Annotated in this window: 13 protein-coding genes; 2 read left to right on the top strand and 11 right to left on the bottom strand. The window is 60.8% G+C overall.

The window, feature by feature from the left end; genetic code table 11:
• Window positions 1–199 precede the first annotated feature (199 nt).
• Both OC537_RS06390 and OC537_RS06385 read left to right on the top strand, forming a co-directional pair.
• Window positions 200–958, top strand: coding sequence for a hypothetical protein (locus tag OC537_RS06390; RefSeq protein ID WP_262110405.1), 759 nt, complete (start codon window positions 200–202; stop codon window positions 956–958).
• A gap of 16 nt (window positions 959–974) precedes the next feature.
• Window positions 975–1,652: a DUF2987 domain-containing protein gene (locus tag OC537_RS06385; protein WP_139743872.1), complete on the top strand. Its 678-nt coding sequence runs from the start codon at window positions 975–977 to the stop codon at window positions 1,650–1,652.
• Window positions 1,653–1,724: 72 nt separating this feature from the next.
• Here OC537_RS06385 and ttcA read toward each other — a convergent pair whose 3' ends face one another.
• From ttcA to ccoN, 11 genes are all read right to left on the bottom strand, one after another.
• Window positions 1,725–2,633: a tRNA 2-thiocytidine(32) synthetase TtcA gene (gene ttcA, locus OC537_RS06380; RefSeq protein WP_025327018.1), complete on the bottom strand. Its 909-nt coding sequence runs from the start codon at window positions 2,631–2,633 to the stop codon at window positions 1,725–1,727.
• Window positions 2,634–2,700: 67 nt separating this feature from the next.
• Complete coding sequence (gene uspE, locus OC537_RS06375; RefSeq protein ID WP_168235130.1) at window positions 2,701–3,648, bottom strand: universal stress protein UspE; 948 nt, start codon at window positions 3,646–3,648, stop codon at window positions 2,701–2,703.
• A 136-nt stretch (window positions 3,649–3,784) separates the two neighbouring features.
• On the bottom strand, window positions 3,785–4,540 hold the full coding sequence (locus tag OC537_RS06370; RefSeq protein ID WP_025327016.1) for an FNR family transcription factor: 756 nt from the start codon (window positions 4,538–4,540) through the stop codon (window positions 3,785–3,787).
• A gap of 68 nt (window positions 4,541–4,608) precedes the next feature.
• Window positions 4,609–5,295, bottom strand: a complete 687-nt coding sequence (locus tag OC537_RS06365; protein ID WP_262110399.1) for a sulfite exporter TauE/SafE family protein — start codon at window positions 5,293–5,295, stop codon at window positions 4,609–4,611.
• The gene (gene ccoS / locus OC537_RS06360) at window positions 5,279–5,467 is read right to left on the bottom strand and encodes a cbb3-type cytochrome oxidase assembly protein CcoS (RefSeq protein WP_139743874.1); all 189 of its coding nucleotides are present in this window, start codon (window positions 5,465–5,467) and stop codon (window positions 5,279–5,281) included. The genes OC537_RS06365 and ccoS overlap by 17 nt, the downstream gene beginning before the upstream one ends.
• A 135-nt stretch (window positions 5,468–5,602) precedes the next feature.
• A complete protein-coding gene (locus OC537_RS06355; protein ID WP_262110395.1) occupies window positions 5,603–7,987 on the bottom strand; it encodes a heavy metal translocating P-type ATPase in 2,385 nt (794 codons plus the stop codon).
• 89 nt (window positions 7,988–8,076) lie between these two features.
• Complete coding sequence (locus OC537_RS06350) at window positions 8,077–8,565, bottom strand: FixH family protein (RefSeq protein ID WP_106886748.1); 489 nt, start codon at window positions 8,563–8,565, stop codon at window positions 8,077–8,079.
• A gap of 125 nt (window positions 8,566–8,690) precedes the next feature.
• Entirely contained in the window at window positions 8,691–9,668 is a 978-nt protein-coding gene (ccoP, locus tag OC537_RS06345; RefSeq protein ID WP_106886749.1) for a cytochrome-c oxidase, cbb3-type subunit III, read from the bottom strand.
• Window positions 9,668–9,847 carry a cbb3-type cytochrome oxidase subunit 3 gene (locus tag OC537_RS06340; RefSeq protein WP_005329633.1) on the bottom strand — a complete coding sequence of 60 codons (180 nt, stop codon included), beginning with the start codon at window positions 9,845–9,847 and terminating at the stop codon, window positions 9,668–9,670. The genes ccoP and OC537_RS06340 overlap by 1 nt, the downstream gene beginning before the upstream one ends.
• Window positions 9,848–9,858: 11 nt before the next feature.
• Window positions 9,859–10,473, bottom strand: a complete 615-nt coding sequence (gene ccoO, locus OC537_RS06335) for a cytochrome-c oxidase, cbb3-type subunit II (RefSeq protein WP_106886750.1) — start codon at window positions 10,471–10,473, stop codon at window positions 9,859–9,861.
• An 18-nt stretch (window positions 10,474–10,491) separates the two neighbouring features.
• Window positions 10,492–11,916 carry a cytochrome-c oxidase, cbb3-type subunit I gene (gene ccoN, locus OC537_RS06330; protein ID WP_106886751.1) on the bottom strand — a complete coding sequence of 475 codons (1,425 nt, stop codon included), beginning with the start codon at window positions 11,914–11,916 and terminating at the stop codon, window positions 10,492–10,494.
• Window positions 11,917–12,160 lie beyond the last annotated feature (244 nt).

Raw genomic sequence — 12,160 nt, 5'->3', positions numbered from 1 at the left:
GCCCATGGCGGGCCAGGGCCAAGCCAGGCGACCGGGGCACAAACAGAGGGCAGGGTAACAGCGCGCTTGTCAGTGAAATCAATGGCTTTCTGAACGGAAGATAACAGGAAAAACGACTACGCATGCCCGGTCAAACCGCTATAATGTGCCACCTTGGAACAGTCGCCTTTGAATGTTGGATAGTCAATTGAGTAATAGAATGCGGATCGGTGGAACCCTCGAACAGTCCCTCAGCCAGGGATACCGTCTGGACCTGCAAGGGGTGTTGAAAGAGGCCTGGCAACAGACCCGGGGCACCGGTTTCGGTCTGACGCTGGCCATCGCCGGGGTCATGGCAATCTGGATCCTGCTGAGCAACACCTTGCTGGCCCCCTATGTCAGCCAGGAAGGGGGTGACATGGACATGGCCCTGATATTGAGCCTGCTTATCACCGTCATCATGTCTCCCATGACCTCTTCCCTCGACATGCTGGGGTTGCAGCAGTCGGTGGGGGTGCGGGCTCGCCCGAACCAGGTGTTCGACTTCTTCCGTCACTTCCTGCGTCTGGGTTCCCTGAGCCTGCTCGGCAGCCTGATCACTAGCCTGTTTGGCCCCCTGTTTGAGCTGCTGGGCTTGCCGGTGATGCTGGCCTTCATTCCCTCTGCCCTGGTGGGCATGGGGCTGGTGTTCACCGTGCCCCTGGTGCTGGAGCGCGGCCTGTCGCCGGCCCAGGCCATCCTGGTCTCCCTCAAGTTGTTCGCCCGCGGCTGGCCCAGCATAGTGCTGCTGCATGGCGTCATGCTGGCGCTGTTTTTCCTGGCCATCATCCCCATGGGCATAGGCCTTATCTGGGTGGCCCCCCTCTATTTCAATCTCAAGGGGATCCTCTATCGGGATCTGTGCGGGGTCGCCGTGGAGGTGACCGAAGTGGCGGACAATGCCGCCACCGGGCAAGGGCCCGATCATTTCAACGCGTGATGCAAAAGGATGGCATATGAAGCTGGTTCGACATGGCATGGCGGCAAGTCTGCTGATAGTGCCGGTGCTGTGCGCGGCGGCGCCCTCGCTGGATCTGCAATACAGCACCTTCTACAGCCAGATGAAGACCTTTGCCAAGGGCGAGTTTGGTGATGCCAGGTTGGGGTTTTATCTGACCGATCCGCAAAGTGGCCAGCGCTGCGGGCTCGCCTCGGCCCGGGTTTCGACCCTGGACAGGGACGTTGCCGCCGAGGTGACCATAGACAGCGAGCTGCGCCTGCCCTATGACGACGATCTCAATCTCGACAAGGCAACCGTGGTGGTGGAGCTGACCGAACCACACGCCGCCTGCGACATGTCGGTACAGGTGATGGCCGATGCGCCCCCTGCGTCGGATGGCCCGGCGTTCAGGGTGAGCGAGGTGGTGGCACGTCAGCAGGAGATGCAGTCGCTGCTGGACAAGCTGGCAGGCATGGTCGGCAAGCACTTCCTGCCGGACATGGCGGGGGTACGGGTGACCCTGGTGCAGCCGAGCGGCACCGCCTACCTCATCGACGGTGCCCGTCAGCAGCCTCTCCCCTGGCAGGATGGTCAGCTGCTGCTTCGCAACGAGCAACTCGCGGACTTCGCGGCGGGCAAGTTGCAGCTTGAGGGAGATATACTGCGACTGACACCCTGGTTGCACAAAGGCTGAAGACGCCTCGAGCCAGACAGATAAAGAAAAGGAGCGCATGGCGCTCCTTTTTCGTGGTTGTTGGCAGGGCGCTCAGCGCACCTCTATCACATCCAGCACGTCCATCTCATCGATGTTGAGCAGGGGCGCGGTCGGCAGCTCGGGGGGATCGAATGCCTTGTCGCCGCCATCTATGATGCCGGAGTCGCGGTTGATGCTCTTGAAGTCAAACAGCTTGTGATCCAGCAGGTGGCTCGGGATCACGTCCTGAATGGCGGTAAACATGGTCTCTATCCGGCCGGGGAAGCGGCGATCCCAGTCCTGCATCATCTGCTTGATGGCCTTGCGCTGCAGGTTCTCCTGCGAGCCGCACAGGTTGCACGGGATGATGGGGAAGGCCTTGACCTCCGCATAGCGCACCAGATCCTTCTCCTTGCAGTAGGCCAGCGGGCGGATCACCACGTTCTTGCCATCGTCGCTCACCAGTTTGGGGGGCATGGACTTGAGCTTGCCGCCGTAGAACATGTTGAGGAACAGGGTCTCGAGAATGTCATCTCTGTGGTGGCCGAGGGCAATCTTGGTGCAGCCCAGCTCCTGGGCGGTGCGGTAGAGAATGCCGCGGCGCAGGCGGGAGCAGAGGGCGCAGGTGGTCTTGCCTTCCGGTACCTTGTCCTTGACGATGGAGTAGGTGTCTTCCTCGACTATCTTGAAGTCGACGCCGAGGGCGGCCAGGTATTCCGGCAGCACGTGCTCGGGGAAGCCGGGTTGCTTCTGATCCAGGTTGACGGCCACGAGATCGAAATGGATGGGGGCGCTGGCCTTCAGGCTCATCAGGATGTCGAGCATGGCGAAGCTGTCTTTGCCGCCAGACAGGCACACCATGATCTTGTCACCCTCTTCAATCATGTTGAAGTCGGCGATGGCCTGACCCACGTTGCGCCGCAGGCGTTTCTGCAGCTTGTTGAAACTGTATTTCTCTTTGGCGTTAAGCTCTTCTAGCATGGCCTCAAACCCGGGACAAAAATAAGCGGCTTATTATAGCCATGTCCCGGGGGAGGGCAAGAAACGCTTATGCAGGATGACGCTTGTCATCCACGGGGCAGCTGTAATCGTCGGGTTTGAGGATCAGGATGTCGCAGTTGAGGCGATCGACCACATGCTCTGCCGTGTTGCCGAGCAGAGCGGCGGAGAGGCCGGTACGACCGACGCACCCCATGATCATCAGGGTGGACTTGAGTTCGTCCGCCATGTCCGGCAGCACCTCCTCCGGCAATCCTTCCGCCACCTTGGTCCACATGTGATTGATGCCGAATTGATCGGCATGCTCTCGCAGCAGATCTTCGTGATGCTTGCGGATGGCGTCGTTGTAGGCGTTGGGGTCGAACTCGGGCAGCTCTATGGCCACATTCACCGGCGTGCCGGGGTAGGTGTTGACCAGATAGAGGTTGGAGCCGAGCAGATCGGCGATGGCGACGCCCTCGCGAGTGATGCGCTCATTGAGGACTTTCTGCTCCAGATCGTCGCTCGAGCAGTTGATGGCGGCAATGATGTTGCCGCCCCGCTGCCAATGACCCTCCTTGACCAGCAGGACGGGGCAGGGGCATTTGCGCAGCAGGTGCCAATCGGTTGGGGTGAAGATGAAGGTTTGCAGGAAGGAGTGCTTGTGGGTCGCCTTGACCACCAGATCGTGGCGATGCTCCAGCACTTCCTGGATGACGCACTCAAAGGGGCGATTGTGCCACAGCACCTTGATCTCGCACTCCAGCCCTCTGGCACGATAGGGTTGCAGTATCTCGTCAAGCCACTCCCGGCGCTGGGCAATGACGCCGTGGCGCATCTCTTCCCGCTCATCCACGGACAGCATGGCGGTCATCTCGTACGAGAAGTCGTAAATCGTCAGGAGCAGGGTCAGCTGGGCGCCCTCGTCCAGCTCGGCGACCTTGACCGCGCGTTCGAGCGCGATCTGGCGCTCCTCTTCCGGGTTGATCACCACCAGAATGTTTCGGTACTTGACCATGTTCTCCTCCTTGGCAAAAACGCCAATGATGGCAATTCTTTAGCCATTACAGCTTAGCCCAAGGGGGGAGACGGGAAGGTGTGCCGGATCAAATTTCAGGGTGAACCGATCCGGCAACAGAGGGGAAAGGGGGTGATCAGCCGCAGGCAGGGCGAGTGGCACCGGCCATGACGCCGAGGGCCACGTGATCCAGCACTGTAATGTATTTGCCCTTGACGCTGATGAGGCCGGACTTCTGGAAACGACCGAGCAGACGGCTGATGGTCTCGACGGTGAGGCCGAGGTAGTTGCCGATGTCACCCCGGGTCATGGAGAGACGGAACTCCTTGGCGGAAAAGCCGCGCTCGGAGAAGCGTACCGAGAGATTGTGCAGGAAGGCGGCGAGGCGCTCTTCCGCATTCTTCTTGGAGAGCAGCAGTATCATCTCCTGATCTCCCATGATCTCGTTGCTCATCAGACGCATGATCTGCTGGCGGAGCTTGGGCATCTTGCCGGAGAGATCGTCGAGCACATCGAATGGGATCTCGCACACCATGGCGGTTTCCAGCGCCTGGGCGAAGGAGGGGTGTGCCTGCTTGTGGATGGCATCGAAACCGACCAGATCCCCCGCGAGGTGGAAGGCGGTGATCTGCTCGTCACCCTGTTCGGTGATGGTGTATGACTTGATGGTCCCGGAGCGAATGGCGTAGAGCGACTTCAGTTCATCGCCGGCCTTGAACAATTCCTCACCCTTCTGGATCGGCTTTTTGCGTTCGATGATGCTGTCCAGCTGATCGAGCTCACTGTCGTTCAAGGTGAAGGGAATGCAGAGCTGACTGATGCTGCAATCCTGGCAATGAATTGCACAGCCACCGCTCTGAATACGTCTGCCAGGTTTCTTGTCCGGGATCATAGGCTCATATGAATAATTGATTTATATCAAACAAGTTTACCACCAACTCATCCGTTTTGGATAGGGTTTCAAAAGGATGCCAGCCCGATCCAGAGGGTATGCAGGCCATAGGCAATGAGCAGCAGGGCACCGCCGAGGCGCAGGCTGCGCAGGGTCAACCAGTAGCGCAATCTGTCTGCCAGCCCCCCCAGGGCGAACAGTGTCGGCAGGGTGCCCAGACCAAAGCTCAGCATGATGAGCGCGCCGCCACCGGCGGAGCCTGCCGCCGCGCTCCAGGTCAGCATGGAGTAGACCAGACCGCAGGGCAGCCAGCCCCACACCATGCCAAAGGGAAGTGCCTGCCAGGCCGACGTGAAGGGGATGAACTTGCCGGCAAGCGGCTTGATGAAGGGCCAGAGCTTGGCGCCGAGCCGCTCCAGCAGCAGTATCCCCTGCCACCAGCCAGCGAGATAGAGGCCCAGCGCTATCATCAGCAGGGCCGCAACGAGGCGCAAGCCGGCGATGGCGTGTTTACCTGCCCCGAGCTCGCTGGTGGTGGCCAGCAATCCGCCCACCAGGGCGCCGGCCAGCACATAGCTCAGGATCCGCCCCAGGTTGTAGTTGAGCAGGTAACCGAGTCGCCCCCAGAAGTGCTGTTTCCCGGCGGGGATGGCCATGGAGAGGGCGGCGGAGACGCCACCGCACATGGCGATGCAGTGGCCTGAGCCTGCCAGTCCCACCAGCAGGGCGCCCATCAGATCAAGACTGCTTGTCATCGCTCGGCTGATCCTTGCCCTTGGTGGCGGGTTGCTCCTCGTCAAACAGTATGTTGGAGCCCTGGCGGTCGAGATCTTCGAACTGCTCCGAGCGAATGGCCCAGAAGAAGACGGCTCCCGCGATGATGACGAACAGGATGGCGATGGGGATCAGGACAAAAATGATGTTCATGGGAGCTACCTTGCATTCATCCGTGGCAATCGACCCCTATGGTAACCCTGTTCGGGCAGGGGGCCAGCCGCTATCAGCGAGAAATGTGGCCTGCATCGAAGGCAGGCCACATTTTCAGCTTATTTTCCAGCCTGCTCATCGATTGAGGCGCATGGAGTTGGTGACGACTATGAGGGAGCTCAGGGACATACCCGCCGCCGCCAGATAGGGGGGCAGCCAGCCGCTGGCCGCGAGTGGCAACACCAGCAGGTTGTAACCGATGGACCAGGCGAAGTTCTCCTGGATGATCCTGCGGGTGCGCAGCGCCAGGGCGCGGGCAGTCAGCAGGCGGGAGAGATCGTCGGCCAGCAGAATGGCGTCGGCGCTGTTTTTCGCCAGATCCGTACCGCCCGCCATGGCGAAGGAGGCATGGGCACCGGCCAGCACTGGGGCGTCGTTGATGCCATCCCCCACCATGATGCTGATGTCTCCCGCCGCTTCACGGGCCTTGAGGTAGGCCAGCTTGCCGTCGGGGGTGACCCCTTTCACCAGCTCATCGACCCCGAGTTCACGGGCTACGGCGTCGGCCTGAGGGGAGCTGTCGCCGGTGAGGATGGTGGTCTGCAGCCCGGCCGCCTTGAAGGCCTGGATCAGGGCACCGGCATCCGCCCGCACCGTATCGGCCAGGGTGAAGCGGGCCAGCGGCCCTGTCTCGTCAGCCAGATAGATGGCCAGCCCCTGGGTCGCCTCTTGCTCGTCAGCCAGCGCTAGCCAGCGGGCGCTGCCGATGCGGTAATGCTTGCCTGCGATCCTGCCCTGGATGCCGTGGCCGATGACGGGGGTCACCTCGCTGGCTGCCGGCAGCACGGCATCCTCTGCCCCCTGGCTGCGAAACGCGCGGGCAATGGGGTGCTCGGAGTAGGCTTCCAGCGCGCGGGCGATGGCCAGGCACTCGTCTTCGCCAAGCTCCGCCAGGGGCTGGACGCCCACCAGGCTGATGTTGCCCGTGGTCAGGGTGCCTGTCTTGTCCATCACTATGCGGTTGGCCCGGGTCAGCACGTCCAGCACGTGGCCGCGGCGCAGCAGTATGCCGCTGCGGGTCAGGTGGGCGGTGGCCGAGGTGAGCGCCGTCGGGGTCGCCAGCGACAGGGCGCAGGGACAAGTTGCCACCAGCACCGACAGGGTGACCCAGAAGGCCCGCTCCGGGTCATGGAAGTGCCAGAAGGTCCAGACCCCGGCGGCGATAAGCAGCAGCACCAGGATGAAATGGCGGGAGAGCACATCCGCCAGCTGGGCGATGGCGGGTTTGTCATCCAGCGCATGATCCTGCAGCCGCATGATCTGGGCGAGGCGCGACTCTTCGATGGGGTGGCTGACCCGGATCTCCAGCGGCGCATCCGTGTTGATGGTGCCGGCGAAGACGGGATCCCCCGCCTGCTTGAGCAGGGGCAGTTGCTCGCCGGTCAGCATGGCTTCGTTGAGGCTGGCCTGCCCCAAAGTGATGATGCCGTCTGCCGGCAGGGTGGCGCCGGCCAGCACCCGGACCCTGTCCCCCACCCGCAGCGTCTTGGCGGCCACCTCGTGCTCGCCATCTGCGTCGATGCGGGTGGCCATGATGGGCACCAGGCGCGCCAGGTTGGAGCTTGACTCGGATGCCTTGCGTCTGGCCCTCAGCTCGAGCAGGCGCCCCAGCAGCAGGAAGAAGACGAACATGGTGATGGAGTCGTAATAGACCTCACCCGTGTTGAAGACGGTGGCCCAGATGGAGGCGACGAAGGCGCCGATGAGGGCCAGCGACACAGAGACATCCATGGAGAGGTGCCCCTGTCTCAGGCTGCGCCAGGCGCCTGCGTAAAACGGCTGGGCCGAGTAGATCATGATGGGGGTGGAGAGCAGCAGGCTTATCCACTTGAAGTAGATCATGAACTCCTCTTCCACGCTGATGAAGAGATCCATGTAGAGCGCCACGGCGCACATCATCACCTGCATGGAGCCGAGGCCGGCCAGCGCCATGCGGAACATGTAGCTGCGCACCTTGCGGGCGTAGAGGGCTTCCTGGCTGTGGGTCTGGAAGGGGTAGGCGCGGTAGCCTATCTTGGCGAACCCCTTGAGGATGTCGCTTAACGAGAGCCTGTCCGGATCCCACTTGATGCGGGCGCGGTGGGTAGTGGTGTTGACGTTGACATAGTGCAGGCCCGGCAACCCCATCAGGTGGCGCTCGATAAGCCAGGCGCAGGCGGCGCAGGTCAACCCCTCCACGCTGAGCTGGATTTCCCGCAGGGTACCCGTCTCGGTGACGAACTCCTGCTGCACCTCGGCCAGATCGTAGTGGGTGAGGGCGGCCAGCTCGCTGGGTACCAGCTCCCCCTTGATGCCGGGTGCGGTGCGGTGCTCGTAGTAACTGGCAAGGCCGCATTCGAGAATGGTCTGTGCCACGGCCTGGCAACCAGGGCAGCACATGGGTTGCGCTATCCCCTTGATCTCCAGGGTAAAGTCACTGCCAGTGGAAACCGGTTCACCACAGTGAAAACAGCCGGTCATGGTCATTATCCCTCTTGGAAGCTGCCCGCGTGGGCGAGATAAGGGAGGACGCCGTCATGTCTGGATGAACGCAGCCGCTCATCCAGGGTTCAGCGTCCCTTGGGATCGAGTTCCACCGGGGCCTTGGTCGGCAACTGCGCCGTCTCTTGCAGGCGCCACTCGTGGTTGAAGGCATCGACCCGGATGTGCCATTTGCCGGTGAGGGGCTTGTCCAGCATCAGGCGATAGACCCCCTTGCCATCGGCAGTGAGCAGATGATCGCTGTCCAGGCCCGCCAGGGTCGGGTGGAACAGGGAGAGGTGCAGCGCCTGACCGGCGGGGATCTCCCCCGACAGGGGCTTCAGGGTCAGCTCCTTGTCGCTGACCGAGAGCTCGACGCGGATGCCGAGGGCCTCGGCGCGATCGAACTTGCTGAGATCCTGATTAATCTCCTTGCCTTGCTTGTAATAGTCTTCCGCCACCAGGTTGACCCCATCCTGGCTGGCGATGATGGCGGTGGCGATGCTGCCTATCACGGCAGCGCAGGGGAGGGCGATGATGAACCAGGGCCAGAATTGGCGATACCAGGGTTGAGTCATGGTGCTACCGAAACATATGGTTAACGAAATGGAGGGATTTTAGCCAACACAAGATAACAAAAAGCCTCGAAGAGTCGAGGCTTTTTGCTGCGTAATCACGTGCTTATCACATGTTACTGCTTATTTTACTGCGCCTGGTGGGACAAACTATAGACATAGGACGCCAGCAGGTGGACCTTGTCTTCTCCCAGGATATCCTTCCAGGCCGGCATCACGCCGTGACGACCGTGGGTGATGGTCTGCTCGACCACTTGACGGGAGCCACCATACAACCAGGTGTTGTTGGTGAGATCCGGCGCGCCGAAGGCGATGCCGCCCTTGGCATCCGGGCCGTGACAGGCGGCGCACATGGCGAAACGGGCTTCCCCCTTCTTGGCCTCAACCAAGTCGACCTTGCGGCCGGAGAGGCTCAGCACATAGGAGGCCACCTCCTTGACTCCGTCCTGACCCAGGATCTCGCCCCAGGCGGCCATGATACCCTGGCGACCGCCCATGATGGTGGTCTTGATCTGGGAAGGCTCTCCGCCCCATTGCCATTCGCTGTCGGTCAGGTTCGGGAAACCGCGACCACCGCGGGCATCGGAGCCGTGGCACTGGGAGCAGTTCTGCAGGAACAGGCGCTGGCCCACTTTCAGGGCTTCCGGGTCCTTGGCGATCTCGGTGATCTCCTTGTAGCTCTTGCCGTCGGCCTGGTAGGTCAGCTCGCGGAACTTGGCGCCATAGACCTCGTCGGCCTTGGCCAGTTCCCTATCGTATTCCACCGCGCGCCCTTCGTCCTTGGCGGAGGCTGCCGCCGCCTTGGATTCTGCCAGGGAGCGAACGTCCTGGTTGGAGCTCTGCCAGCCCAGCAGACCCTTCCAGTTGCCCAGACCCGGGAAGGCGAGCAGGTAGATGAGACCGGTGACGATGAAGAAGAGGAACATATAGGACCACCACTTCGGCAGCGGGTTGTTGATCTCCTCTATGCCGTCGAAGGTGTGCCCCATGGGCTTGCCCTCTTCGGTCCCCATCTTGTCCTTCATGCACCACATCAGCAGCAGGAAGCAGCCGAGTATGGTGCCCAGACTTATGACGGTCACAAAAATGCTAAACAAAGTGCTCATTATTGCTTCGCTCCTGCGTTCTTGTTATCAGCACTGGGTTGCTCGTCATCGGCAAAAACCAGGTTGGCAGCCTCATCGAAGGAGGCCTTGCGGCGCTTGCTGTATGCCCAGACGATGATGCCGATCATGATGATCATCAGCAGCAGGGTGTACAGGCCGCGAAATGTGCCGTAATCCATATCCCGACTCCTTATTTCAGGGCATGACCCAGTGATTGCAGATAAGCCACCAGGGCATCCAGCTCGGTCTTGCCCTTGACTGCCTCGGCCGCACCTTCGATGTCGGCATCGGTATAGGGCACCCCGAAGTGATCCCGGAACAGCGCCAGTTTCTTGCCGGTCAGCTCACCGGTCAGGACATTGGTCTCGAGCCAGGGGAAGGCGGGCATGTTGGACTCGGGCACCACGTCGCGCGGGTTGATGAGGTGGGCGCGATGCCAATCATCGGAGTAGCGGCCGCCGACCCGGGCCAGATCCGGACCCGTACGCTTGGAGCCCCACAGGAAGGGGTGCTCCCACACGCTCTCACCGGCGACCGAGTAGTGGCCATAGCGCTCGGTCTCGGCGCGGAACGGGCGGATCATCTGGCTGTGACAGACGGTGCAGCCCTCGCGGATGTAGATGTCGCGTCCTTCCATCTGCAGGGCTGTGTAGGCCTTGAGGCCCTCCACCGGTTCGTTGGTCTGCTTCTGGAAGAACAGCGGCGTGATCTCGACCAGGCCCCCCAGGCTGATGGCAAAGATGATGCCTATCACCAGCATGGGGACGCTCTTTTCAAAAATTTCGTGACGGTTGTTGTTGCTCATGCTTTAAACCCCTTCAGATCAGGCTGGCTGTGCGACGGGTTCCAGGGAACCCTTGGGCGCAGTGACGGTGCGGTAGGCGTTGTAGGCCATCAGCAACATGCCGGTGACGAAGAAGCAGCCACCCAGGAAGCGCACGAAGTAGAAGGGATAGGAAGCTTGCAGCGCCTCCACGAAGCTGTAGGTCAGGGTGCCGTCATCGTTGACCGCACGCCACATCAGACCCTGCATCACCCCGGAAATCCACATGGAGACGATGTAGAGCACAGTGCCCACGGTCGCCAGCCAGAAGTGAACGTTGATCAGGCGGATGCTGTACATGCGGCCCTGATCGAACAGGTTCGGGATCAGGTGATACACGGCGCCGATAGAAACCATGGCAACCCAGCCCAGCGCGCCGGAGTGGACGTGACCAATGGTCCAGTCGGTGTAGTGGGAGAGGGCGTTGACCGTCTTGATCGCCATCATGGGGCCTTCGAAAGTGGACATGCCGTAGAACGACAGGGACACGATCAGGAAGCGCAGTATGGGGTCATAGCGCAGCTTGTGCCAGGCACCGGACAGGGTCATGATGCCGTTGATCATCCCGCCCCAGGAGGGGACGAACAGGATGAGGGACATCACCATGCCAAGGGACTGGGCCCAGTCGGGCAGGGCTGTGTAGTGCAGATGGTGCGGACCGGCCCAGATATAGAGGGAGATCAGCGCCCAGAAGTGCACTATGGAGAGGCGGTAGGAGTATACCGGGCGACCCGCCTGCTTGGGCACGAAGTAGTACATCATCCCCAGGAAGCCGGCGGTGAGCAGGAAGCCGACCGCGTTGTGGCCATACCACCACTGCACCATGGCATCCATGGCACCTGAGTACATGGAGTAGGACTTCATGCCGGAGAGCGGCACTTCCATGTTGTTGACGATGTGCAGCACGGCCACAGTGATGATGAAGGCACCGAAGAACCAGTTCGCCACATAGATGTGGGAGGTGGTGCGCTTGACCAGGGTGCCGAAGAAGACGATGGCATAGCTCACCCAGACCACGGCGATGGCGATGTCAATGGGCCACTCCAGCTCGGCATACTCCTTGGAAGTGGTGTATCCCAGCGGCAGTGTGATGGCGGCGGCGAGTATGATCGCCTGCCAGCCCCAGAACACGAAGGAGGCGAGCGGGCCGCCAAACAGCCTGACCTGGCAGGTACGTTGTACCACGTAGAAGGAGGTGGCCATCAGCGCACTGCAGCCAAATGCAAAGATGACCGCATTGGTGTGCAGGGGGCGCAGGCGGCTGTAGGTCAGCCAGGGGGTATCAAAGTTGAGGGCAGGCCAGATCAACTGGGCTGCGATCAGTACACCAACCGACATACCGACAATTCCCCAGACAATCGTCATGACGGTGAACTGGCGCACAACGGTGTAGTTGTACTCAGGGTGGTTTGTTGTATGGCTCATCGTTGTATTCCGCTTCCGATGCTGTTGTTTGTTTTTCGCCCGGTAATCGGGGCCATTTTCACCCCTGATTTGCAAAATCCTCTCGTTAACATCTGTTAATAAAAGGAAAAGCAAAAGGTGGTTAAATGAAAATTCATTGAGAATGATACTGAACTGACCGGTAAAATAACAGTACAAACAGTGATATATTTGGCTCCAGCGGGTCTCGTGCCCGCCAGTTTTTACCTTGCGCAAGATCACGAAA

Origin of the sequence: Aeromonas sp. Marseille-Q5825 (assembly GCF_946892685.1) — a bacterium.
Classification (GTDB): domain Bacteria; phylum Pseudomonadota; class Gammaproteobacteria; order Enterobacterales; family Aeromonadaceae; genus Aeromonas; species Aeromonas rivipollensis.
Note: the sequence above shows the minus strand (reverse complement) of the source record. Positions and strands in the feature narration are given on the sequence as shown.